We start from the raw sequence: 24,234 nt of genomic DNA on the forward strand, positions 1-24,234 counted from the left end.
TTCCGTGCGGCTTGACGGCCGCTGTCCAGGCGGCCTGAGGGTCGGTTCCCGCGCGGCTTGACGGCCGCGTTCCACGCGGCTTGAGGGCCTGTTTCCGTGCGCCCCGAGGGCCGACCGAACGCCCCCGCCGTCCAGGACGTCCCGTACCGGCCGTCGCGCCGGGGGGAGGCGCTCGGCGCTGGAGTCGCACCGCCCCCCGCAGACTTGAGGAGCATCACATGAAGGCAGCAGTCGTCCGGGCCTTCGGACAACCGCTGGTCATCGAGGAGCGCCCCGACCCGGAACCCGGCCCCGGCGAGGTCCGCGTCCGCGTCGAGGCCTCCGGTCTGTGCCACACCGACATCCACGCCGCACACGGCGACTGGCCGGTCAAACCCACGCCCCCGTTCGTCCCCGGCCACGAAGGCGTCGGCATCGTGGAGGCGGTCGGCGACGGGGTGACCCGCCTGGCCGTCGGCCAGCGGGTGGCCGTGCCCTGGCTCGGCTGGGCCTGTGGGCACTGCGAGCACTGCCTGTCCGGCTGGGAGACGCTGTGCGAGCGGCAGCAGAACACCGGCTACGGCGTGGACGGCGGCTACGCCGAGAAGATGCTCGCCCCCGCCGACTTCGCCACCGTCGTCCCCGACGGGATCGACCCGCGCGACGCCGCCCCGCTGACCTGCGCGGGCGTGACCACGTACAAGGCCCTCAAGGTCGCCGGAGTGCGCCCGACCCAACTGGTGGCGATCTCCGGCGTCGGCGGACTCGGCCACCTGGCCGTGCAGTACGCGAAGATCGCCGGGGCGACCGTCGCCGCGATCGACGTCACGGACGAGAAGCTCGAACTCGCCCGTGACCTGGGCGCCGACATCGTCGTCGACGCCCGCAAGGAGGACCCGGCCGAGGTGCTGAAGCGGCACGGCGGAGCGCACGCCGCGCTCGCGCTGGCCGTCAACGAGCAGGCGTTCGCCGCCGTCTACGGCGGGCTGCGGCGCGGCGGAAAGCTGGTGATGGTCGCCCTGCCCGCGGGCGGCACCATCGAGGTGCCGATCTTCGACACCGTCCTGAACGGCACCTCCGTCATCGGCTCGATCGTCGGCACCCGCCAGGACCTGGACGAGGTGTTCCAGCTGCACGCCGCCGGGCGCACCAAGGTGATCTACGAGACCCGGCCGCTGGACACCGTCAACGAGTCCATCGCCGAGGTCCTCGGCGGACGGATCAGGGCACGCGTCGTCTTCGAGATGTGACCCACCGGCCCTCCGCCGCGGCCGCAACTCCCCCAGGAAGCCGGAAGTGATGAGCGAAGGGATGGGCACCGTCATGGGCCCGTACGTGTACGAGTTCACCGAAGGTGGCCGTGACATGGCCGACCTGCTCGGCGGCAAGGGCGCCAACCTGGCCGAGATGTCCCGGATGGGCCTGCCCGTGCCGCCCGGCTTCACGGTCACCACCGAGGCCTGTCGGGCCTTCCTCGGCACCGGGGCCGAGCCGACGGGACTGGTCCGCGAGGTCTTCGACCATCTGACGGCCCTGGAGCGGGCCGCCGGACGGCAGTTGGGGCAGCCGGACGATCCACTGCTGCTCTCCGTCCGCTCCGGGGCCCGCTTCTCCATGCCCGGCATGATGGAGACGATCCTCGACATCGGCCTGAACGACGACTCGGTGCTGGGCCTGGCGAAGTCGTCCGGGAACGAACGGTTCGCCTGGGACTCCTACCGCCGCCTTGTGCAGATGTTCGGCAGCACGGTCATGGGTGTCGACAGCGCGCTGTTCGAGAACGCCATGGCCGACCTCAAGCGGGCGCGCGGCACGGCGGACGACCTGCGGCTTGACGCGACCGACCTGTCCCGGCTCGTCGAGGACTACCAGGAGCTGATCCGCCAGGAGACCGGCGAGGACTTCCCGCAGGAGCCGGGCGAGCAGCTGCGGCGGGCGATCCTCGCCGTCTTCGCGTCCTGGAACGGCGAGCGCGCCCGGCTCTACCGCCGCCGCGAGCACATCCCCGACGACCTCGGCACGGCCGTCACCGTCCAGCGCATGGTGTTCGGCAACCTCGGAGCCGACTCCGGCAGCGGCGTCGCCTTCACCCGCGACCCGGCGACCGGGCGGCGCGGCCTGTACGGCGACTATCTGGCCAACGCGCAGGGCGAGGACGTGGTGGCGGGCATCCGCAACACGGTCCCGCTGACCGACCTGGAGCACCTGGACCCACGGGCGTACGCCCAACTCCAAGGCCATATGCGGACGTTGGAGGAGCACTACCGGGACCTGTGCGACATCGAGTTCACCATCGAGCGCGGCACGCTGTGGATGCTGCAGACCCGGGTCGGAAAGCGCACCGCCGAGGCCGCGTTCGCCATCGCCTCCGCGCTGGTCGACGAGGAACTGATCACCCCTGACGAGGGCCTGGCCCGGGTCAGCGGGGACGGGCTCGCCCGGTTGATGTTCCCCCGCTTCGACACCTCGGCCGTCGGTGACGCGCTCGCCCACGGCATCCCCGCCTCGCCCGGCGCCGCCGTCGGCGCCGTGGTGTTCGACTCCGCCGAGGCGGTGCGGCGGGCCGCCGCCGGAGAGCAGGTCGTCCTCGTACGGCAGGAGACCACACCCGACGACCTGCCCGGCATGGTCGCCGCCCAGGCCGTGCTGACCAGCCGTGGCGGCAAGACCAGCCACGCCGCCGTCGTCGCGCGCGGCATGGGCAAGGTCTGTGTGTGCGGCGCCGAGGAGATCACCGTCGACGTGCGGGGGCGCCGGTTCACCGTCGGCGGCACCAGCGTCGATGAGGGCACGGTCATCTCCGTCGACGGTTCCGAAGGCGCCGTCTACGCCGGTGCGGCGCCGCTGGTCGACTCCGTGGTGATGCGCTACTTCGAGACCGGCGAACGCGCTGCCGGGCTGGTCGACGCCGTCGTACAGACCATGCAACAGGCGGACGGCGTACGGCGGTTGAGTGTGCTGGCGAACGCCGACACACCCGAAGACGCCGCCCGGGCCCGTCGGTTCGGCGCCGAGGGCATCGGTCTGTGCCGTACCGAGCACATGTTCCTGGGCGATCGGCGGCCCCTGATCGAGGCGATGATCCTGGCCCGTACCGACGCCGACCGCGAGCGGGCGCTCGACGCGCTGCTGCCCCTGCAACGGCGGGACTTCGTCGGCATCCTGGCGGCGATGGACGGCCTGCCGGTCACCATCCGCCTGCTCGATCCGCCCCTGCACGAGTTCCTGCCCGACCGTACGGAACTCGCGGTGCGGATCGCCACCGCCGAGGCGCACGGCACCCCGCCGAGCCCGCACGAGACGGAGCTGCTGGAGGCTGTCAACCGCATGCACGAGGTGAATCCGATGCTCGGCCTGCGCGGGGTACGCCTCGGGCTGGTCGCGCCGGGCCTGGTGGCCATGCAGGTGCGGGCCATCGCCGAGGCGGTCGTGGAACGCCGGCGGGCCGGTGGCGATCCCCGGGCGGAGATCATGGTTCCGCTGATCGACACCGTCGAGGAACTGCGGCTCGTGCGGGAGGAGGCGGAGCGGGTACTGGCCGAGGTCTCCGAGGCCGCGGGCGTCCCCGTCGAGTGCCCGGTCGGCACGATGATCGAGCTGCCCAGGGCCGCCCTCACCGCGGGCCAGATCGCCCAGGAAGCGCAGTTCTTCTCGTTCGGCACCAACGACCTCACGCAGACGACCTGGGGCTTCTCCCGGGACGACGTGGAGGCGGCGTTCTTCTCCGCGTATCTCGACAAGGGGATCTTCGCGGTGTCCCCGTTCGAGACGATCGACCGGGCGGGCGTGGGGCGCCTGGTCGAGATCGCGGTCGCCGAGGGCCGCGCCACCCGGCCCGGACTCAGGATCGGCGTGTGCGGCGAGCACGGCGGCGATCCGGACTCGGTGCACTTCTTCCACGCCGCGGGGCTCGACTACGTCTCCTGCTCGCCGTTCCGCGTACCGGTGGCCCGCCTGGAGGCCGGGCGGGCCGCACTCCCCGAGACGGAAACCAGCGACAGCAGATGACCGGCGGTCGGCGGGGGCAGTTCGGCCCCCTGACTCGGGTCGGTCGGCCCCTGCCCCCGCTGACCTGCGACGGGCGAGACTGAAGGTGCATCGGGGGACCGGCTCCCCGGGACCGTCCGAAGGGACAGCAACGGCCACTCGGCCGACGAGCCCGCGTTCCGGCCCCCGAGCGATCGGCAGGAAGGGAGTTGGCGTGATGACCCGCATCGTCGGCGAGGTGATGACCAGCGAGGTCGTCGAAGCGCGCCGGGAGACATCGTTCAAGGACGTGGCACTGCTGCTGGACCGCCACCGGATCAGCGGACTGCCCGTCGTGGACCAGGACGACAAGGTTCTGGGAGTGATCTCCGAGAGCGACCTGATACGCCGCCAGGCAGCCCAGTCGGCGCCTGGCCCAGAACGCCGCTTCCGGATGCCGGCGCTGCGCCGAACAGCTCGTCACACGGCCGCCGTGGCCCGCGCCACGACCGCCGAGGAGCTGATGTCGACACCCGCCGTCACCGTGCACCCGGAACAGCGTGTCGCGGATGCCGCCCGCGTGATGGAGCGCCACCACGTCGAACGGCTTCCCGTGGTGGACGAGGAGGACCGGCTGATCGGTATCGCCACCCGGCGCGACCTGCTGCGGGTGTTCCTGCGGACGGACGACGAGATCCGCCGGGACGTCCTGGACGAGGTGCTGACCCGCGCCATGGGCCTGCCGCCGCACACCGTGATCGTCTCGGTGCGGGACGGCATGGTCACGCTGGAAGGGCGCCTTGAGCACCGTAGCGACATCCCGCGCGCCATCCAGCAGACCTGGCGGGTCGACGGAGTGGTCGGCATCGTCAACAGCCTGACGTTCCGCGTCGACGACACACACCCGCCCGAGAAGCACCCCTCCCACCGGATCGCCCACCACTGGCTGCCCGATCGCTGACGCCCAGCGGTCGGACGGCCGTGGGACGGCGGTCGGACGGCGGTCTGGGCCGAACGGCCCTAGCGAGGCCGGATCGCACCGATGTCTGATCAAAGTTGCCGTCGTCGGAGGCATGGCGTGAGCGACCAGTCCACACGGAAGTTGATCATGGGAATCCACCACGGCCGGCCGGCCCCTCCCGGGCCGCGCCACAGCGTCGAACTCGACCGTGCCGAGGCCCTTCGGCTGCTCGGCAGCGTGTCGCTGGGCAGGGTGGTCTTCACCCAGCACGCGCTGCCGACGATCCGCCCGGTCAACCACGTCCTGGACGACGGCGACGTCATCATCCGTACGCACGAGGGCGCGGCCCTGACCTCGTACACCCAGACCACCGGACCGCCCGGTGTCGTCGTCGCCTACGAGGCCGACACCATCGACCCGGACACGCACCTCGGCTGGACCGTCGTGGCCACCGGCTACGCCCGCCTGGTGACCGACCCACAGGAGCTGGCCCGCTACCAGAGGATGCTGCAGCCGTGGGTGAAGCAGACCATGGACTACGCGGTCCGCATACACCCCGACCTGGTCACCGGCATCCGGCTCACCGACACGGACACGGACACGGACGCGGACGAGGACGAACCGGCCAACCGCTGAATCCCTCGCGTGCACGCAAGGAGGCCGCCGCCATGGACGAGACACCGCAGGGAGAGCAGGGAGCCCCGACGCACTCGCCCGTACGGCCCAGACCCGCCCTGCTGACCTTTCTGGGTGGCGTGGGCACCGTCACCGGCAGCAAGTTCCTCGTCGAGAGCGATCACGCCCGGCTGCTGGTCGACTGCGGCCTCTTCCAGGGCTTCGCGGAACTCCGCCGCCGCAACTGGCGCCATCTGCCGTGCGACGCTTCGGACATCGGCGCCGTGGTGGTGACCCACGCCCACCTGGACCACTGCGGCTACCTGCCACGGCTGGTCCGGCACGGATTCCGTGGACCGGTGCTGACCAGCGCGTTCACCGCGCGCCTCGCGGAGATCGTGCTGCGGGACAGCGCCCACCTGCAGATCGAGGCGGCCGAGCACGCCAATCGGCACGGCTGGTCCAAGCACCACCCGGCCCGCCCGCTCTACGACGACGGGGACGTCGACCGCACCATGAAGCTCTTCGACCCGGTGCCGATGAACACCGAGGTCGAGATCGCCCCACAGACCCGCCTGACGCTGCACGGGGCCGGTCACATCCTGGGCTCGGCCTGGGCCCGGCTCACCCTTGAGGACGGGCACACGCTGGCCGTCAGCGGCGACCTCGGCCGCCCAGGGCACCCCCTGCTGCTGCCGGCGGAGCCGTTCTCCGGCGCGGATGTGCTGCTGATGGAGTCCACGTACGGCAACCGCCGCCACGACGACGCGGCGGGACGGGCGCGGTTCGCCGCCGTCCTGACCCGTGCGCTCGGTCGCGGCGGCACGGTGGTCATCCCGGCGTTCGCCCTCGACCGCACCGAGGTCGTCCTGCACGAGCTCGCCGCGCTCCGCCGCGAGGGGGTGCTCCCGGCGAGTGTTCCGGTGTACGTGGACAGCCCCATGGCCCTGGCCGCCCTGGACGTGTACCGGGACGCCATCGCCGCCAAGGCCGCTGAGCTGCGCCCCGACGTCACGGCGGCGGGCACGGCCGCGCTCAGCCCTGAGCCGTTCCTCGCCGCGCGTTCCCTCCAGGAGTCCATCGACATCAACGACGCCCCCGGGCCCGCGGTCATCGTCTCCGCGTCCGGCATGGCGACCGGTGGCCGGGTCCTGCACCACCTGCGCCGCGTCCTGCCCGACCCGCGTAACGCCGTCGTCGTCGTGGGGTTCGCCGCGCAGGGAACCCGGGCCCGTGACCTCGTCGACGGCGCCCGCGCACTCAAGATGTTCGGCGAGTACGTGCCGGTCCGCGCCGAGGTCGCCGACGTGCCGCACTTCTCCGCCCACGCCGACGCGGCCCAGCTTCTCCAGTGGCTGCGCGGCGCCCCCGCGCCGCACACCACGTACCTCGTCCACGGCGAGCCCGACGCGGCCGCGGCCCTGCGGAACCGTATCGACCAGACGCTCGGCTGGACCGCGGTCGTCCCGCGCTCCGGTGAGCACGTCCTCGTTCGCTGAACCGGTAGCAGGCCCCACCCGGCGGGGGCACTCGCCGGGACCGAAGGAGCTGACCGCCATGACGACCCTGACCGGAGCCCCAGACCGCTCGGTCCAGGTGAACGCGGTGCTCGACGCACCGCTGTCCCGGTGGCTGTGGCTGGTGAAGTGGGTCCTGGCCATCCCCCACTACGTGGTGCTGTTCTTCCTCTGGGTCGCCTTCCTCGTGGTGAGCGTGATCGCGTTCTTCGCCATCCTGTTCACCGAGCGCTATCCGCGCGCCCTGTTCGACTTCAACCTGGGTGTGCTGCGCTGGAGTTGGCGGGTCGCGTACTACGGGTACGGCGCCCTGGGCACCGACCGCTATCCGCCGTTCAGCCTGGGGGCGGAACCCGACTACCCGGCGCGGCTGGACATCGCCTACCCCGAGCGGCTCTCCCGCGGCCTGGTCCTGGTGAAGTGGTGGCTGCTGGCCATCCCGCACTACCTCGTCATCGGGTTCTTCGTCGGCGGTTACCCGCTCGGATGGTGGGAGGGGGGACTCATCGCCGTACTGGTGGTGATCGCGGCCGTGGCCCTGGCCTTCACCGAGAAGTACCCCAGGGGCCTGTTCGACCTGGTCCTCGGCCTCAACCGGTGGGTGCTGCGGGTCGGCGCCTACGCCGCCCTGATGACGGACAGCTATCCGCCGTTCCGCCTCGACCTGGGCGGCGCCGAGCCGGGCGGACCGGAGAAGCGGTCGTAATCGCCGCCCGCGACGGGTCATGCGGTGTTGCCGGTGCCCTCCACCAGTGACGCCGCGTGTGCGGGAACGTACGTCTGGAGCGTGCGCGGTGGCCGCTGGTATCCGGTGGAGGCCGGGCGCGGGGGCAGTTCCAGCGGCGGGGGCTGCACCTCGTGATAGGAGATCGTGGACAGCAGGTGGGCGATCATGTTGATGCGTGCGCTGCGCTTGTCGTCGCTCTCCACGACGTACCAGGGCGCCTCCGGGATGTCGGTGTGCGCGAACATCTCGTCCTTGGCCCGGGAGTACGCCTCCCAGCGCGTGATCGACTCCAGGTCCATCGCCGACAGCTTCCAGCGGCGGGTGGGGTCGTCGAGCCTGGTGCGGAAGCGCTGCTCCTGGACCGCGTCGCTCACCGAGAACCAGTACTTGCGCAGCAGCACCCCGTCCTCCACCAACAGCCGCTCGAAGAGCGGGCACTGGTGCAGGAACCGCCAGTACTCCTCCTTGGTGCAGAAGCCCATCACATGCTCGACGCCGGCCCGGTTGTACCAACTGCGGTCGAAGAGCACGATCTCACCCCCGCTGGGCAGGTGCTCCACGTACCGCTGGAAGTACCACTGCGTGCGCTCGCGCTCGGTCGGTGTGGGGAGCGCCACGATCCGCGCCACACGGGGGTTGAGGTGCTCGGCGACGCGTTTGATCGTGCTGCCCTTGCCCGCGGCGTCGCGCCCCTCGAAGACCACGACAAGTCGCGCGCCCTCGGCCCGCACCCACTCCTGGAGCTTGACCAACTCCACCTGAAGCCGAAGGAGTTCACGCTCGTACACCTCACGCGGCAACCGCTTCGCCGGCGTGCTGTCACGGGGACCCTTCTTGCCTGCCACCAGACCTCCTGCTGCGCGCCGCGGACGTACGCTCCACGCTACGGGCATTCGGTCAGTCGTGGGGGATCACCGCGACCGGTGCACAGGCGTGGTGCAGCACCGCCTGGGTCACCGGGCCGATATGGCTGCCGATCGGCGTGTGGCGGTTCCTGCGGCCGACCACGACCAGTGCGGCGTGGTGGGAGGCATCCACCAGATGGGAGCCCGCACCGCCGATCACGGCCTGCTCGTGCACGTCGACGCCGGGGAACTTCTCCCGCCACGGCCGCAGCGCGTCGGCCAGCCTGCGCCGTGCCTGTGCGGCCAGTTCGTCGTTGAGTTCGGGGTCGAGGGAGCCTCCGTAGCCGTTGTAGTGGCGCGGCAGGGTCCAGCCGTGCACGACGCGCAGGTTCGCCGCGCGGCGCTCGGCGGCGTCGAACGCGTACTTGAGCACGGTGTCGTCGGGGTGCTCCACGTTCAGTCCGAGCACGACGTCGCGGTACGGCGTGTGCGTGCACGGGTGTCCGGCGGGGTCCGGCAGATGCTCGTCCTCGGCGCGCTCACTGGCCCGTACGAGGACGACAGGCCCCTGGGCGCGGGCCACGACGGCGAGCGCGACGGAGCCGACCAGGAACCCGCCGACGCCGCTCAGTCCGCGCGACCCGAGTACCAGCACCTCGGCTGACTCGGCGGCCTCCAGCAGGGCGGGGACGGGCTGCTGCGCGACCCCGCTGGTGCTCATGTGCAGGTCGGTGTGGCGGCCGGAGAGCACGGTCGCGGCCTGGTGCAGCACGCGGGTGGCCCGGTTCCGCCCGCTGTCGGTCGTTCCGCGCGGCCGTGCGTCCGCGCCGCGCGGGGCGTGCGCGTAGGGCTGCCCTTTCGAGGCGTGCACCAGGTGCAGGGGCAGGTCGCGCAGCCGTGCTTCGCGGGCGGCCCAGTCGGCCGCGGCGAGGCTCTCGCGCGTGCCGTCCAGGCCTGCGGTGACGCTGCGGGGCATGAGGGGACCTCCTTTCGGTGGGGCGCTGTCAGGGGAGGCGGGGCGCCACCGCGTCGTCGCGATGGCGCCCCCGGTCGTGGCCCGCTGTCAGAGCAGCCAGCGGTTGCGGCTGACGAACGGCAGGCGTGCCCAGGCCTTGCCCAGGCCCCAGGTGGCGCCGGCGCCCGCGGCCGCGAGGGCGATCAGGACGACGGCGTAGATGAGGTGGTAGTCGGCGAACGGGTTGGTCGACATGCTGGCCGAGCCGTCGGACAGGTGCTTGGCGGGGGGCCACTCCGCGATCCACATCAGCGCCATCATGGCGGTGCCGGCGACCGCGGCGAGCCGCAGCGCGACACCGGTGACGAGGGCCAGGCCGATGCCGAGCAGGCCGAGCATGAACAGCCAGTCGGCCCAGCCCGCGCCCGCCCAGTCGTGGAACGTGGACTCCATCGGGCCGACGGCGACCCGGCTGAGGAAGCCCTCGGTCGGCGAGCCGCCGTCGATCCAGCCGTTGCCGGACGCGGTCGCGTAGCCGAAGCCGAAGGTCTTGTCGAGGAAGGCCCACAGGAAGACGAACCCGGTCAGCAGGCGCAGGCCGGCGAAGACATAGGAGCGGGTCGCCGTGACCGCCGCTGCCGCCGTCTCGCCGGACGCGGACGTGGCCGCGGTCCTGTGCAGAGACGGGAAGTGGAACCCCGGGCGCCGGTGGGGGTGCTGGTGGACTGCCATGATGCTCATCCCTTCCAGGGGCGTGGACGAGGCCGCGGTGACTCTCGTTGCCTCCAATGTCCCGCCGTGCCGGACGGGCTCGGAGGGGCTGCGGGGCCTTGGTCGGGGGCCGGAGGTCCCCGACCGCGGGTCCGGTCGGCGGCCCGGGTCCGGTCAGCTGCCCCAGGTCCAGTCGGCGACCTCGGGCAGGTCGGTGCCGTGTTCCCGGATCCAGTCGTGGTGGCGCAGCCTGATGTCCTCCATCAGCTGCCGCACGGGGGCGGCGCGTACGGCCAGGCCCGGCACGCGGTCGATGACGTCCATCACCAGGCGGTAGCGGTCCAGGTCGTTGCGGACCACCATGTCGAACGGCGTGGTGGTGGTGCCGATCTCCTTGTAGCCGCGCACGTGCAGATTCGGGTGGCCGGTACGCCGGTACGCGAGGCGGTGGATCAGCCAGGGGTACCCGTGGTAGGCGAAGATCACCGGCTTGTCGCGGGTGAACAGCGCGTCGAACTCGGCGGCGGGCATGCCGTGCGGATGCTCCTCGGCGGGCAGCAGCCGGGCCAGGTCGACGACGTTGACCACGCGTACGGCCAGGTCGGGCAGGTGGGTGCGCAGCAGCTGCGCGGCTGCCAGCACCTCCTGGGTGGGGACGTCACCGGCGGCCGCCAGCACCACGTCCGGCTCCCGCTCGCCGGTCTCGGTGCCCGCCCACTCCCAGATTCCGGCCCCGCGGGCGCAGTGCGCGCGGGCCTGGTCCATCGACAGCCAGTCGAAGCAGGGCTGCTTCCCGGCCACGATGACGTTCACGTAGTCCCGGCTGCGCAGGGCGTGGTCCGCCACCGACAGCAGGGTGTTGGCGTCCGGTGGCAGATAGACCCGTACGACCTCGGGGCTCTTGTTCAGTACGTGGTCGACGAAGCCGGGGTCCTGGTGCGAGAAGCCGTTGTGGTCCTGACGCCAGACGTGCGAGGTCAGCAGGTAGTTGAGCGAGGCCAGCGGGGCGCGCCAGGGCAGCCTCCGGGTGACGCGCAGCCACTTGATGTGCTGGTTGACCATCGAGTCGACGATGTGGGCGAACGCCTCGTAGCAGGAGAACAGTCCGTGCCGACCGGTCAGCAGATAGCCCTCCAGCCAGCCCTGACAGGTGTGCTCGGACAGGATCTCCAGCACCCTGCCATGCCGGTCCAGGTGCTCGTCGACGGTCAGGGTCTGGGCCTGCCAGGCCTTGCCGCTCGCGCCGAACACGGCCTGGAGCCGGTTGGAGGCGGTCTCGTCCGGGCCGACGAGCCGGAAGTCGCGGCGCGCGCTGGTGGCCTCCATGACGTGCGCCAGCAGGTCGCCGAGGACCCTGGTGGGCTCGTGCAGGGTCGCTCCGGGCTTGTCGACGGCGACGGCGTAGCGCTCCAGCGGCGGCAGGGGCAGCTCGCGTAGCAGCAGTCCGCCGTTGGCGTGCGGGGTTGCGCCCAGGCGCCGGGCGCCCTCGGGGACGCAGGCCAGGATCTGTTCGCGAGGGCGGCCGTGCTCGTCGAAGAGCTCTTCGGGCCGGTACGAGCGCAGCCAGGTCTCCAGCTGCCGCAGGTGCTCGGGGTTGTCACGGACGGCGGCCAGCGGCACCTGGTGGGCCCGCCAGGTGCCCTCCACGGGAAGGCCGTCGACCTCGGCGGGCCCGGTCCAGCCCTTGGGGGTGCGCAGCACGATCACCGGCCAGTGGGCCCGTTCGGCGACGCCGTCCTCGCGGGCGGTGCGCTGGATGAGCGCGATGCGGTCCAGGGCGTCGTCCAGGGCGGTGGCCATGGCGCGGTGCACGGCCATCGGTTCGTCACCGGTGACGTGGATCGGGACGTGGCCGTATCCGCGCAGGAGCGCGTCGAGTTCGGACTCCGGGAGCCTGGCCAGCACCGTCGGGTTGGCGATCTTGTAGCCGTTCAGGTGCAGGATCGGCAGGACCGCGCCGTCGTGGACGGGGTCGAGGAACTTGTTGGAGTGCCAGGACGCGGCCAGCGGTCCCGTCTCCGCCTCGCCGTCGCCGATCACGCACGCCACCAGCAGGTCCGGGTTGTCGAAGGCGGCGCCGTAGGCGTGTGCGAGGGAGTAGCCGAGTTCGCCGCCCTCGTGGAGGGAGCCGGGCGTCTCGGGCGCGACATGGCTGGGCACTCCGCCCGGGAACGAGAACTGCCGGAACAGCCGCTCCATGCCCGCCTTGTCCCGGCTGACGTCGGGATAGGTCTCGCTGTAGCTTCCTTCCAGCCAGGAGTTGGCGAGTACGGCGGGCCCGCCGTGGCCGGGCCCCCAGACGCACAGGGCGTCCTGGCCGCGCTTCTTGATGACGCGGTTGAGGTGGGTGTGCACCAGGTTCAGGCCAGGGGATGTGCCCCAGTGGCCGAGCAGCCGCGGCTTGACGTGCTCCGGGCGTAACGACTCGGTGAGCAGCGGGTTGGCCATCAGGTAGATCTGGCCGACGGCCAGGTAGTTCGCCGCACGCCAGTGGGCGTCCAGGTGCCGCAGTTCCCGCTCGGTGATCGGGCCGGGCGCCTGCTGCGGTGGGACGTCGGGCATGGTGGTTCCTTCCGGGTGGACGTCACGTTCCGGTCCGCGCTTCTTCCACCCTGCGTCCGCCCGTCATGCCCCGGACAGGGCCGGTCGGCCCACACCGTCGCGTTCCGTACAGACGCTCGACCGCGCAAGGGGCCGTTCGGGCATGATGGGACCGACAGGGCTGTGATCGAGGGGAACTGGTATGGACCAGAGCGCGCACGATCCACAGGTTCCGCGGTCCGCTGCTCCAGCGACGCCGCAGCTGAACCTGGACGCGCAGCTGGACGAGCTACAGGCACAGGTGAGCCGCGTACGCGGTACGCAGAACCGGGTACGCACCCTGCTGGACGCGGTGCTGGCTATCGGCAGCGACCTGGACCTGGACGTGATGCTGCATCGGATCGTCGAGTCCGCGGTGCAACTGGTCGACTGCCGCTACGGGGCGCTCGGGGTCGTCGGCGAAGAGGGCGGCATCAAACAGTTCATCACCGTGGGTGTGGACGAGGAGACCATCGCCGGCATCGACCACTATCCGCGGGGCGAGGGCATCCTCGGCCTGCTCATCCGCGAACCCCACTCGCTGCGGCTCGCGGTCCTGAGCGACCACCCGGACTCCGTCGGCTTCCCGCAGGGCCACCCCCCGATGACCACGTTCCTCGGGACCCCGGTCCAGGTCCGCGACCGGATCTTCGGCAATCTGTACCTGACCGAGAAGCGCGGCGGGGCGGAGTTCGACGCCGAGGACGAGGCGGTGCTGCGCACCCTCGGCACGGCGGCGGGCGTGGCGATCGACAACGCCCGGCTCTACAACGACGCCCGGCGCCGTGAGCGCTGGCTCGCGGCGAGCAGCGACCTGACCCGTACCCTGCTGTCGGGCGCCGAGCCCAGCGCGGTCCTGCGCACCTTCACCGCCACGGTGCGGGAGCTGTCCGACGCCGACCTGGTCACGCTGGCGGTGCCGGTGGGCACCGCCGGAAACCTGGTCGTCGAGGCGGCGGACGGACTCGACGCCGACCTCGTCCGTGGCCTGGCCCTGCCCAACGGCAGCAGCCTTGCCGCCAAGGTGTTCGGCTCCGGTGAGACGATCGTCAGCCCGTCCCTCGGCCAGGACCCTCGCGCGCAGACGGGTGGCACCTCCGTGCTGGACCTGGGGCCGGCGTTCCTGATCCCGCTGGGCACGCCCGAGCGCGTCCGCGGCGTCCTGCAGGTCACCAACCGTGAGGGCGGCCCCGCGTTCCCCGATGCCACCGTGGACATGATCACCGGATTCGCCGGTCATGCGGCGCTCGCCCTGGAGATCGCCGAACACCGGCGCGACGCCGAGCGGCTGCTCGTCCTCAACGACCGCGACCGCATCGCCCGCGACCTGCACGATCTGGCCATTCAGCGTCTGTTCGCCAGCGGGCTGAGCCTGCAGTCGGTCCTCAACCGCCTCACGGACCGGCCCGATGCGGCCGAGCGCGTCCAACGGGTGGTGGACGACCTGGACGACACGATCAAGGTCGTCCGGTCCACCATCTACGCCCTGCGTCAGCACGACCACTCCGACGCGGCGGGCCTGCGCGCCCAGCTCGTGGCCGAGGTGGGCCGGGCGGGGCAGACTCTCGGTTTCACTCCCGCACTGCGCATGGGCGGCCTGCTGGACACCGGTGTCCCCCACGAACACCGCGAGCAGCTGCTCGCGGTGGTGCGCGAGGCCCTGTCCAACGCCGCCCGGCACGCCGACGCCACCAGTGTGGAGGTCGGCGTCGAAGCCACCCCCACCACACTGCGGCTGCGCGTGGCCGACAACGGCTGCGGCGTCGACCCCGCTGTCACCCGCCGCAGCGGCCTGGACAACATCCGCACCCGCGCCGAGAACCTCGGCGGGACCTTCACCCTGACGTCCAACGAGCCCAGCGGCACCCTCCTGGAATGGACGGTGCCGATGCCCGCCGACGCGGTGTGAACAGCAGGGGTCACCGCACGGTGATCTCGCGTCCGGTGATGGTGTCCGGGTCGATGCGCACCCAGACGTTGCGCTCGCCGCCCACCCAGGGGCGGCTGTACGCCCGCTCCTCCAGTCGGCGTACGGCATCGGGGTCCGTCGTCTCCCGGGCGTGGCCACGGACGAGCACGCTCCAGCCCTGGCTGAGCGCGTCGTCGATCTGGTCGACCTCAAAGGCGACGTGGGTCCCGACGGCCGCCGCGAGCGTGCTGTCGGGTGCGGTGCGGAAGACGACCTCGCCGTCGATGACGCTGTAGTTGACGGGGACGACGACCGGCCCCTGGGATGTGGATACCGCGAGGTGTCCCACGCCGTGCGTCGACAGCCGCGCCCGGCACTCCTCGGCGCTGAGCTCGTCCCACTGGGGGTTCGCGGCGGCTCGGCCCACGCCGGGTGGCAGGTCGGTTTCGGCTCCGCGCAGGACCGCGACCGTGGTCTGAAGGGCGTCGGCCAGCCTGATGAGGAGGCCGATGCCCGGCGCGGCTGTGGGATGTTCCTCCAGATAGCGGATGTATCCAGGCGCGGTCCCGGCCCGTGCGGCCACCTCCTGCACGGTCAGCCCCAGCTCTTCGCGCCGGTGCTCGATGCGCCTGCCGAAGTCGCTGTGTGCCGGCGCCGGCGGTGCGGGTGCGCCGGGTGAGGGGGTCTGCTCGGACATCGTCACTCACTTCCCTCGGAGCGTTCTGCGTCTCCATCCTGACCGGGACGGCGGCTGTGCGCATGAGCCGCTTGGTCCCCATCGCCCAGCCGGGTCGGTCCCGTCCACCCTCCGCGTTCCGCGCCGGGCCACGGCGCCCACACGGCCCCGCACGGCGCCCATACGGCTCCGCAGGGTGCCCGTACGGCTCCGCAAAGGGACCAACGGGCCCTTCCACCCACGGCCGCCGCCCCGATTTCCTGGGGCACATGCCCGAGACACCACTCCTGTGCACGCCCCTCCTGCGTGAACATGTCGTCGGCGGGGCCACCGTGGTGGCGCTGTACGGCGAGATCGACATCCTGACCGCGCCGCCCATCTCCGCGCGCCTCGACGTCCTGACCGCAGGTCCGCAGCCCGAGCTGGTGCTGGACCTGCGCACGGTGGCCTTCATGGACTGCAGGGGCCTGGCCCTGCTGTGCCGGGCCCGGAACCGCGTCCAGACCCGCGGCGGCCGCATCAGGCTCGTGGTCGACAACCCGCACGTCCTGCGGCTGCTGCGCCGCGCCGAGCTCGGCCAGGCCTTCGACCTGTACCCCAGCCTCCTCGGAGCCCTTCCCGCCGTGCCGGGCCGAACGTCCCGCAGCGGGGCCGGGGCGGCCCCTCCTGCCGGCTGACTCCCGATGGCACGCTGGAAAGTGGCCAACCGGCACCCGAGCGACCTTCGCGGCACATCCGTGGAGGCACCCGCGAGAGGCGGTACAGATCATGGAACTTCCCCTGGTCGTCGGTGTCGACGGCTCGGAGTCCAGTCTCCAAGCGGTCGACTGGGCGGTGGACGAGGCCACCCGGTACGGCCTTCCGCTGCGGCTCGTGCACGGGTCGCTGTGGGGGCGCTACGACGGACTCGCCCTGGCCGGAGGCGTGGGCGGCCCCCCGGAGCAGGCCATGGGCGAGGAGATCGTGCACGCGGCGGGCGAACGGGCGCGGCAGCGGGGCCCTGAGGTGAAGATCACCGCCATGGTGCTGCCCGAGGAGGCGGAGGACGCACTGCTGCGCGAGGCGCGCAACGCGACCGCCGTGGTCATCGGGCACCGCGGCCGGGGCGCGGTGGCCGAACTCCTGCTGGGCTCCGTGAGCCTGGCCATGGCGGCCCGGGCCCATTGCCCGGTGATCGTCGTACGCGGCGGTAAGGAGAGCCGGGACGGCACACATCGGCGCATCGTCCTCGGCGTGGGCGACGCCACGACCGGGGACGCCGCGGTCCGGTTCGCCTTCCGCGCGGCCGAGGCCCGCCAGTGCGCCCTGGAAGCGGTACGCGCCTGGCGGTGCCCGGCGCACGAGACGGCCGACCACCCGCTGCTCGTCGGAGAGCCCGCCCACTATCACCAGCGGCACGCGTCGGAGCTCCTCGACGACGCGCTGAGCGCCGCCAGGCGCGAGCACCCGGAGATCGAGGTCCACCGCTCCGTCGTCGAAGGCGCCGCCCGCAAGGTCCTCCTGGACCGGTCGGCCACCGCTGACCTCCTGGTCGTCGGCGCCCGACGCCGCCACGGGCACTTCGGCCTCCAGCTCGGACGCGTGGGACACGCCGTACTGCACCATGCCGAGTGCCCGGTCGCCGTCGTTCCGCTGCGCGGGTGAACGACCTCGTGGTGAACGACCTCGTAGCGACCGACCTTGCGCTGAACGACCTTGTGCTGAACGACCTCGTGGAGAAGGGGACTTCGTGACGGAAATCGCCGCACCGCTCAAGGGCGTTCAGGCCGTGGTGCTCGACACCGACGGCGTGATCACCGACTCGGCGCGGGTGCACGCCGCCGCCTGGAAGTCGGCCTTCGACGCCTTCCTGCGCGCCTACCCGCCACAGGACCCCGAGCAGCGGGGGCCCTTCGACGCGCACAAGGACTACCTACGCTATGTGGACGGCATGTCCCGCCTGGATGGTGCGGCCTCGTTCCTCGCCTCCCGGGGACTGCGACCGAGCGACACCGAAGTGCGGTCGGTGGCCGCGCAGAAGGAGGCGGTCTTCGTCGAGCGGCTGCGCCGGGGAGGCATCGCCGCCTACCCGGGCACGGTCCGTCTGCTGCACGCCCTGAGCCGCGCGGGCGTCGGCCTCGCCGCCGCGTCCGCGTCCCGCCACGCCCGCGAGCTCATCGAACGGGCCGGCCTCCTCGACGTGTTCGACGCGGTCGTCGACGGCGGTGAGGCGGCGCGGCTGCACCTGCCGGGCAAGCCGGATCCCGCGCTGTTCCTGGAGGCGGCCCGCAGGCTCGGCCGTACACCGCGGGACACGGCGGTCGTCGAGGACGCCCTGGCCGGCGTCGAAGCCGGCCGCCGCGGCGGCTTCGGCCTGGTCGTCGGCGTGGACCGTACCGGGACCGACGGCATGGGCGTCCGGCTTCGGCGGCACGGCGCCGACATAGTGGTACGCGACCTGGGAGACCTGCTCCTGGAAGGAGCCCCCTCATGACGGACTGGACCTGGGAGTACAAGGGCTACGAGCCCGCTCAGGAACAGCTCAGGGAATCGCTGTGCACCCTCGGCAACGGCTACTTCGCCACCCGCGGCGCGCTCCCGGAGTGCGCGGCCGACGAGGTGCACTACCCCGGCACGTATGCCGCGGGCTGCTACAACCGGCTCACCTCCGACGTCGCGGGACACCAGGTCGAGAACGAGGACATGGTCAACCTGCCCAACTGGCTGCCACTGCGCTTCCGCATCAGCGCCGACGACCGCACCGGACCGTGGCTGTCCCCGGACGTCGTGCGCCTCCTCGAACACCGTCAGACCCTCCACATCGGCTCCGGCATGCTGGAGCGCCACACGCGCTACGAGGACGACCAGGGCCGTCGGCTCGCCGTGCGCCAGCAGCGCCTCGTCCATATGGCGGACCCTCATACGGCGGCGCTGCGCACGGAGTTCACCGCCGAGAACTGGACGGGCGACCTGGACGTCGAGGCGGCCCTGGACGCGGCCGTCACCAACTCCGGCGTTGCCCGCTACCGCGATCTCGACGGCCGCCACCTCATCCACGTACATACCGGTACGGCCGCCGAGGACACCGTCTGGCTGCGCTGCCGCACCCGTACCTCCGACATCCGCGTCGGCATGGCGGCGCGCACGACCACCCTCGGCACAGCGGTGGCCGAGACCCGGCACGAAGGGCCACGCGCCACCCAGTCGTTCCGGCTCGCTCTCACGCCCGGCCGTACCGTCACCGTCGACAAGACCGTCGCCCTGCACACCTCCCGCGACCCGGCGATCAGCGACCCGTTGCAGGCCGCCGTCGACCGGGTGAGCACCGCGCCCGGCTTCGACGACCTGCTGGAATCGCACCTCACCGCATGGGACCAGCTGTGGCGCAGGGCCGCACTGGACGTACCCGACGAGCCGGGCGACATCCTGCGCCTGCACCTCTTCCACGTGCTCCAGACGCTCTCCCCGCACACAGCGGACCTCGACGTCGGCGTCCCGGCCCGCGGACTGCACGGCGAGGCCTACCGCGGGCATGTCTTCTGGGACGAGCTGTTCGTCCTGCCGTATCTGAACCTGCACTTCCCCGAGGTCTCCCGGGCGCTGCTCACCTACCGCCACCGGCGCCTGGAGCGGGCGTGCACGGCGGCCCGGAAGGCCGGCCGCGCCGGCGCCATGTACCCGTGGCAGAGCGGCAGCGACGGCCGCGAGGAGACCCAGGAGCTGCATCTCAACCCGCGCTCAGGACGCTGGCTCCCCGACCACTCGCGTCTCCAGCGCCATGTCGGCTCCGCCGTCGCCTACAACGTCTGGCGGTACTGGGAGGCCAGCGGCGACGCGGAGTTCCTGCACACCAAGGGCGCCGAGATGCTGCTGCAGATCGCCCGCTTCTGGGCGGACTCGGCCACGTACGACGACGCGCTGGGCCGCTACCGCATCCGCGGGGTGGTCGGCCCCGACGAGTACCACGAGCGGTATCCCGGCTCCGAGCGTCCGGGGCTCGACGACAACGCGTACACGAACATCACCGCCGCCTGGGTGCTCGCCCGCGCGCTGGAGCTGCTTGCGGTGCTGCCCGAGCCGCGCAGGCGCGAACTCGCCGAGCGCACCGGGTTCGACGGCGGCGAGCTGGAGCTGTGGGAGGACGTGTCCCGCTCGCTCCACGTGCCTTTCCACGCGGACGTCATCAGCCAGTTCGAGGGGTACGGCGAACTGGCCGAGCTCGACTGGGCCACATACCTGAAGCGGTACGACGACATCCGGCGCCTGGACCGGATCCTGGAGGCGGAGGGGGACAGCGTCAACCGCTACCAGGCGTCGAAGCAGGCCGACGTGCTGATGCTCGGCTACCTCTTCTCGCCTGCCGAACTCCGCTCGCTGTTCACGCGGTTGGGCCACACACTCGATGACGCCCTCTGGCAGCGCACCGTGGACTACTACATGCGCCGCACCAGCCACGGCTCCACGCTGAGCGGTCTCGTCCACGGCTGGGTGCTGGCCCGGGCACGGCGCTCCGACGCATGGGAGTTCGTCCAGGAAGCCCTGCTGGGGGACATCGCCGACCTGCAGGGCGGCACCACCGGAGAGGGCATCCACCTGGGTGCCATGGCCGGCACACTCGACCTCGTACAGCGCGGGCTGACCGGCCTGGAGACCCGCGACGGCGCGTTGTGGCTGGACCCGGTGCCGCTCCCGGAGCTGTCCGAGTACGGCTTCGCGATCCGCTACCGCGGCCACTGGGGCGTACAGCTGCGCACCCGGCCGGGTCTGCTGCACCTGGAGGTTCCCGCGTCCGGCCTCTCCGCCATCCGCGTGGAGCTGCCCGACCGCGCGGTCAGCGTGGCGCCCGGCGACTCCTCCGAACTGACCTTGCCCGCGGGCCTTGACCCTTGATCTTGGACACACGAGACACTGGATCCTGAGGATCTGAGAACGGACATCTCGTGGTCATGAAGCACTACCCGCCGGAGTTCAAGACGGACGCAGTGGGGGCGGAGAACCCGGCCCTGCGCAACAAGGTCCGATCAACCACAGCTCGGACGGCACCTACGGAGTCCCGAGGATCACCGCCGAGCTCCGCGAGGACGGCGAGCGGATCAATCACAAGCGTGTCGCCCGCCTCATGCCGTTCGGGTGGTGTTCTGAGGGTCCTGAGAGCCTGTCGTCAAACTCCCGCCTGCCCCGCGACGTCTGGGACGCCCGCCGCCGTGTACACGCGGCGCACCACCTCCAGGTCGACCGGCCGCTCGTAGTAGTCCTCCGCCCACTCCCGGAACTTCTCCGGGGTTCCCTCGACGAGGAGGTCGAGGAGCCGCTCCGCGCCGTCCACGTCGCCCTCCTCGTCGGGGAACGCGATGTCACCGGTGTGCCAGTGGGTGTCGCCAGTCTCGCGCCAGATGCAGGCCGTGACGCGCGGCAGGCCGTCGTCGGTGAACGCGGGCTCGTCGACGTACGCGCGGAAGGCCTCGGGCACCGAGTCGAGGACGCCGGGCCAGGCCTGCTCCTCGTCGTTCCCGTATGGGCTCATCGGCGACTCGTGGCTGAAGGCCCGTATGTAGACACCGGCCGGGGCGAAGACGACCGTGCAGTCGTCCCCCGACCCGGTGTCCACGGACAGCGCCTCCTCGGACTCGCCCCAGTTCGCTGCGTACACGTGATACGCGTACTCACCACTGGGGTTGACCATCGCCTCCGCCGCCGCGAGGGCACGGCACAGGGCGCGCAGGGTCGGGATGTCGGGCAGTCGGCGGGCTGCGTCTGGGGCGGTCATGGACCGATTGCACCAGACGCCACTGACAACGCCCGCCCGTACTCCGGTCAGCCCCTGCCGCGCCAGCCCCAGCGCGAGGACTTGCGGACGGTGTCCACCTTCTCCGGGCCCGGCACTGTGAACGGAGCGAACGTCTGGGCCGCGGCACCGTCCTCGGGCGGGGTGTCCTGCGGCTGCCCGACGCCCCTGAGCCTGGCCCGCCACGGGCCGTCCGCCATCTCCAGCTCGACAATCACCGGACCCGCGGGCAGTGGGTGGGTCTCCCGGCGGGAGCCGATCTCGTTGATGAAGTTCTCGCGGCGCGGGAGCGTCGTGTGGTCGGTGTAGCCCTCGAGCTCGTACCGGTGGGCGATGAGGTTGTCGTCGCCCTTGTAGCGGATGGCGAAGTCTGCCGGGCCCGCGCTGTGCAGAAGGACGTCCGGGCCGCGCCACTCCAGCCACTCTCCGGTCAGCCGGTGGGCCGCGGCGAGTGGCAGCACCGTCACCTGCCAGTGTCCCTCGGCCTGGAGTCGCAGGCGCAGCGGGCCGCCCTGCGGGACCGTGGTGAGCAGCCTGCCCTGGAAGTCGTCCTCGGTGCTGTTGACGAGGACGTCGCCCTCCTTGTTGCGCTGGTTGAGGGGCGTCAGACACGTCCACCCCTCGCCGCGGACGAACAGCTCGACAACGACCGGGCCCGGCGGGAGGCCGTCCACCTGGATGACGTCGTTGTCGCGGCCGGTGCGCGTGCGCGGCTCGAAGACGGGGCCAAACACCCAGTCGTGCGGGGCCGGTTGAGGCCGCGGGGGTGCAGCCGCCGGGATCGGCACCACGACAGTCGGTGCCGGTGCCTGGGCCTGTGCCGGAATGGGCGTCGGTATCGGTGCGGCCGCAGGCGCCCCCGCCGGCGGCGCGAACGGCACCGCGTCGCGCACTGGCGCCGCCCCCGCCACCGGCATCACCCTCACACCGTGATCCGCCGCCAGCGCCTCGAGCCCGCCCGCGTACCCCTGGCCGACCGCCCGGAACTTCCAGCCGCCCGCCCGCCGGTACAACTCCGCGAGCACCAGCGCCGTCTCGTCTCCCACCTCCGCCACCGCGTACCGGGCGACCGACGTCCCGTCCGGCGCGTACGCCTCCACCGACGGAACCCCCGTCTCCCGCACCGTCCCACCGCGCGTGGACCCGACGACGAGCACCCGTTCGACGTCCGCCTCGACCTCGCTGAGCCCCGCCTCCAGCCATGTGGTGCCGTCCGCGCCCCCCGCCAGGCGCACCGCGCCCGACGGATGTGCCGGCGCGCCGTCGGTCACGACGTCCTGGTCCCCCCGGACCTGGCCGTCCGCCGCCAGCAGCAGCGCCGTCGCCCGCAGTTCGCCGCGCACCGCGATGCGCAACGGCACTGTCGGAACGAATGTGTTGGCCCCTTTGACCAGATTGCTCACGGAAATGCCCCCTCCGTCATCACCGTCGTCCCTGCCGACGGCAGTTCTCTCAAGATATTCAGCACGTAGTCATCACGATGATCTACGGGCGGAGCATCCCATACGGCGACGTATCGTCGCCCCGCAAACGGACGATCATGATGTTGGGTGCCAGATCGTCCAGGTAGTTGGCGAAGTCCTCGGCCGCGCCCAACTCCCGGCGCAGCTCCTCGCACCGGGCATCCGCCTCGGCCCAGTGCCTGCGCAACCGTGCCACCAGTTCCTCGTACGCCCGCTCATCAGCATCAGGAGACAAGCTCCCCGGCTCGGGCAGTTGGTCCAGCACGTCCAGCAGTGCCCGTACGTCGTCCAGCCGAAGCCGAGCGGCTTCCTACGCCGCGCCATCGCCAGCCGTCGTACGTCCGCCTCCGTCTAGAGCCGGAATCCACCCGAGCTGCGCTCGCTGGGGGTGACCACCCCGGCCCTCTCGTAATAGCGAATCGTGCGCGGGGAGAGCCCCGTACGCTCGGACACCTCACCGATCTGCATCAGCCGCGCCGTCACGGCCCACCACATCGCGTCGCGCACGGGCTGCCTCGCCGGCCACAAACCTACTGTGACGTCAGGGTAGATTCCCAGACGCTGGGACGAGGACGCTCCAGGGAGCGCAGAGTGAGCAGCACGGCCTTCCCGCGTATCGCACGTTCCGATGCGCCCCTCATCGCCATCGGAACCCGATACGCCGAGGGCCCTGACCACCAGCGGCGGATGGCTGACGCCGACGCCGCCGAGTTGGACGGGGGCCCCGGGGTCGAGGGGCTTGCGGCCGTGACCTGGGCGCGGGCCCGGCGAGAGCCGTATCGAGGGTCCCGTCGTCGGCCCACTGCTCGTACGCCATCAGCGCTTGCCCGTCGGTACTCGTGAACAGCGACCAGCTCACCCGCCCCACGGGCCAGGCATGTTGGCTCCGGTCGACAGATGCCATCTCGGCCACGGAGCCACTGCGGCCCGTCGCGCACGCCCGCGACGGCGGCGCTGTCCGCCATCCGCGAGCGGCACGCTCTCGGAACCGGCTGTGCGCGAGGGCTGTCGCGGCGGGTTTCCGCGGAATGCCCAGGCGTCAGTGGCCCTGAACCGCTGGCTTCGCTTCTCGGGTTCCTTCGATGGTGACGCCGTTCCCGAAGGCGACGTGGTTCTTGATGTGGCGGGCGAGCGGGCTGGGGCGCGGGTAGTACCAGGCGGCGTCCGGCTTGGTGACGCCGTCGACGGTCACGGAGTAGTAGCGGGCGACGCCTTTCCAGAAGCAGAGCGACTTGGCCGGACTGTCGGTGACGTACTCGCGGTTGAGGGACTCGGGCGGGAAGTAGTCGTTGCCCTCCACGCGCTTGGTGCGGGGGGTTTCGGCGATGACGACGCCGTTGAAGACCGCTCGCATCATGGCGGCTCACACTCCTTCTGTTCGAGGGTTGCCATGGGAACCCGGTGGACTTGGGCCGGGCTTCCGCTTGTCGCGCGGATGGTGGAAGGCACCGTGTCCTCGCGGGGCTTCCCTCCTGTACGGCCCGTGCGGGCGGTTGCGAGTTGATGGAGGCCACATAAATGTCCAGGATTCCGGTCCATATGGTCGACAGTGCCGAGTCCTGCATC

At 71.6% G+C, this 24,234-nt stretch carries 21 protein-coding genes and 1 pseudogene; 12 read left to right on the forward strand and 10 right to left on the reverse strand.

Annotated features, from left to right (window positions below; all coding sequences use genetic code 11):
* Positions 1–218: 218 nt before the first annotated feature.
* The 6 genes from adhP (at position 219) to U9R90_RS20245 (ending at position 7,744) form a co-directional block, all read left to right on the forward strand.
* The gene (adhP, locus tag U9R90_RS20220) at positions 219–1,229 is read left to right on the forward strand and encodes an alcohol dehydrogenase AdhP (RefSeq protein ID WP_411058058.1); all 1,011 of its coding nucleotides are present in this window, start codon (positions 219–221) and stop codon (positions 1,227–1,229) included.
* A gap of 73 nt (positions 1,230–1,302) precedes the next feature.
* Positions 1,303–3,987 (forward strand): pyruvate, phosphate dikinase, encoded by a 2,685-nt coding sequence (ppdK, locus tag U9R90_RS20225; RefSeq protein ID WP_411059748.1) that lies wholly within the window; start codon positions 1,303–1,305, stop codon positions 3,985–3,987.
* 196 nt (positions 3,988–4,183) lie between these two features.
* Complete coding sequence (locus tag U9R90_RS20230) at positions 4,184–4,906, forward strand: CBS domain-containing protein (RefSeq protein ID WP_411058059.1); 723 nt, start codon at positions 4,184–4,186, stop codon at positions 4,904–4,906.
* 147 nt (positions 4,907–5,053) lie between these two features.
* Positions 5,054–5,542, forward strand: coding sequence for a pyridoxamine 5'-phosphate oxidase family protein (locus tag U9R90_RS20235; protein WP_411058060.1), 489 nt, complete (start codon positions 5,054–5,056; stop codon positions 5,540–5,542).
* A gap of 32 nt (positions 5,543–5,574) precedes the next feature.
* A complete protein-coding gene (locus U9R90_RS20240) occupies positions 5,575–7,020 on the forward strand; it encodes an MBL fold metallo-hydrolase RNA specificity domain-containing protein (protein WP_411058061.1) in 1,446 nt (481 codons plus the stop codon).
* Positions 7,021–7,078: 58 nt separating this feature from the next.
* The gene (locus tag U9R90_RS20245) at positions 7,079–7,744 is read left to right on the forward strand and encodes a DUF4389 domain-containing protein (RefSeq protein ID WP_411058062.1); all 666 of its coding nucleotides are present in this window, start codon (positions 7,079–7,081) and stop codon (positions 7,742–7,744) included.
* 17 nt (positions 7,745–7,761) lie between these two features.
* Here the strand turns inward: U9R90_RS20245 and ppk2 are convergent, their stop codons facing one another.
* The 4 genes from ppk2 to U9R90_RS20265 form a co-directional block, all read right to left on the reverse strand.
* Positions 7,762–8,610, reverse strand: coding sequence for a polyphosphate kinase 2 (ppk2, locus tag U9R90_RS20250; protein ID WP_411058063.1), 849 nt, complete (start codon positions 8,608–8,610; stop codon positions 7,762–7,764).
* A gap of 52 nt (positions 8,611–8,662) precedes the next feature.
* On the reverse strand, positions 8,663–9,586 hold the full coding sequence (locus tag U9R90_RS20255; protein WP_411058064.1) for a universal stress protein: 924 nt from the start codon (positions 9,584–9,586) through the stop codon (positions 8,663–8,665).
* A gap of 87 nt (positions 9,587–9,673) precedes the next feature.
* On the reverse strand, positions 9,674–10,297 hold the full coding sequence (locus U9R90_RS20260) for a hypothetical protein (RefSeq protein ID WP_411058065.1): 624 nt from the start codon (positions 10,295–10,297) through the stop codon (positions 9,674–9,676).
* A gap of 153 nt (positions 10,298–10,450) precedes the next feature.
* The gene (locus U9R90_RS20265; RefSeq protein ID WP_411058066.1) at positions 10,451–12,838 is read right to left on the reverse strand and encodes a phosphoketolase; all 2,388 of its coding nucleotides are present in this window, start codon (positions 12,836–12,838) and stop codon (positions 10,451–10,453) included.
* 181 nt (positions 12,839–13,019) lie between these two features.
* On the opposite strand from U9R90_RS20265, the gene U9R90_RS20270 reads away from it, so the two are divergent.
* Entirely contained in the window at positions 13,020–14,765 is a 1,746-nt protein-coding gene (locus U9R90_RS20270; protein ID WP_411058067.1) for a GAF domain-containing protein, read from the forward strand.
* 10 nt (positions 14,766–14,775) lie between these two features.
* Here U9R90_RS20270 and U9R90_RS20275 read toward each other — a convergent pair whose 3' ends face one another.
* Complete coding sequence (locus U9R90_RS20275) at positions 14,776–15,462, reverse strand: helix-turn-helix domain-containing protein (RefSeq protein ID WP_411058068.1); 687 nt, start codon at positions 15,460–15,462, stop codon at positions 14,776–14,778.
* A 248-nt stretch (positions 15,463–15,710) separates the two neighbouring features.
* On the opposite strand from U9R90_RS20275, the gene U9R90_RS20280 reads away from it, so the two are divergent.
* The 5 genes and pseudogenes from U9R90_RS20280 to U9R90_RS20300 form a co-directional block, all read left to right on the forward strand.
* Positions 15,711–16,118 carry an STAS domain-containing protein gene (locus U9R90_RS20280; RefSeq protein WP_411058069.1) on the forward strand — a complete coding sequence of 136 codons (408 nt, stop codon included), beginning with the start codon at positions 15,711–15,713 and terminating at the stop codon, positions 16,116–16,118.
* Between the two features lie 91 nt (positions 16,119–16,209).
* Complete coding sequence (locus tag U9R90_RS20285; RefSeq protein ID WP_411058070.1) at positions 16,210–17,085, forward strand: universal stress protein; 876 nt, start codon at positions 16,210–16,212, stop codon at positions 17,083–17,085.
* An 85-nt stretch (positions 17,086–17,170) separates the two neighbouring features.
* Positions 17,171–17,914, forward strand: a complete 744-nt coding sequence (locus tag U9R90_RS20290; RefSeq protein ID WP_411058071.1) for an HAD family hydrolase — start codon at positions 17,171–17,173, stop codon at positions 17,912–17,914.
* Positions 17,911–20,310 (forward strand): glycoside hydrolase family 65 protein, encoded by a 2,400-nt coding sequence (locus tag U9R90_RS20295; protein ID WP_411058072.1) that lies wholly within the window; start codon positions 17,911–17,913, stop codon positions 20,308–20,310. Before U9R90_RS20290 ends, U9R90_RS20295 begins: the two co-directional genes overlap by 4 nt.
* A 130-nt stretch (positions 20,311–20,440) precedes the next feature.
* Positions 20,441–20,542, forward strand: a pseudogene (locus U9R90_RS20300) (IS3 family transposase); the annotation flags it as partial.
* A gap of 39 nt (positions 20,543–20,581) precedes the next feature.
* Here the strand turns inward: U9R90_RS20300 and U9R90_RS20305 are convergent.
* The 5 genes from U9R90_RS20305 to U9R90_RS20325 form a co-directional block, all read right to left on the reverse strand.
* Positions 20,582–21,187 carry a hypothetical protein gene (locus U9R90_RS20305; RefSeq protein WP_411058073.1) on the reverse strand — a complete coding sequence of 202 codons (606 nt, stop codon included), beginning with the start codon at positions 21,185–21,187 and terminating at the stop codon, positions 20,582–20,584.
* Positions 21,188–21,234: 47 nt separating this feature from the next.
* The gene (locus U9R90_RS20310; RefSeq protein WP_411058074.1) at positions 21,235–22,566 is read right to left on the reverse strand and encodes a TerD family protein; all 1,332 of its coding nucleotides are present in this window, start codon (positions 22,564–22,566) and stop codon (positions 21,235–21,237) included.
* A 124-nt stretch (positions 22,567–22,690) separates the two neighbouring features.
* Positions 22,691–22,933 carry a hypothetical protein gene (locus U9R90_RS20315; protein WP_411058075.1) on the reverse strand — a complete coding sequence of 81 codons (243 nt, stop codon included), beginning with the start codon at positions 22,931–22,933 and terminating at the stop codon, positions 22,691–22,693.
* Between the two features lie 86 nt (positions 22,934–23,019).
* A complete protein-coding gene (locus U9R90_RS20320) occupies positions 23,020–23,175 on the reverse strand; it encodes a MerR family DNA-binding transcriptional regulator (RefSeq protein ID WP_411058076.1) in 156 nt (51 codons plus the stop codon).
* A gap of 532 nt (positions 23,176–23,707) precedes the next feature.
* Positions 23,708–24,025 (reverse strand): DUF427 domain-containing protein, encoded by a 318-nt coding sequence (locus tag U9R90_RS20325; protein WP_411058077.1) that lies wholly within the window; start codon positions 24,023–24,025, stop codon positions 23,708–23,710.
* Positions 24,026–24,234 lie beyond the last annotated feature (209 nt).

The organism is Streptomyces sp. E11-3 (assembly GCF_046540415.1).
Classification (GTDB): Bacteria; Actinomycetota; Actinomycetes; order Streptomycetales; family Streptomycetaceae; genus Streptomyces.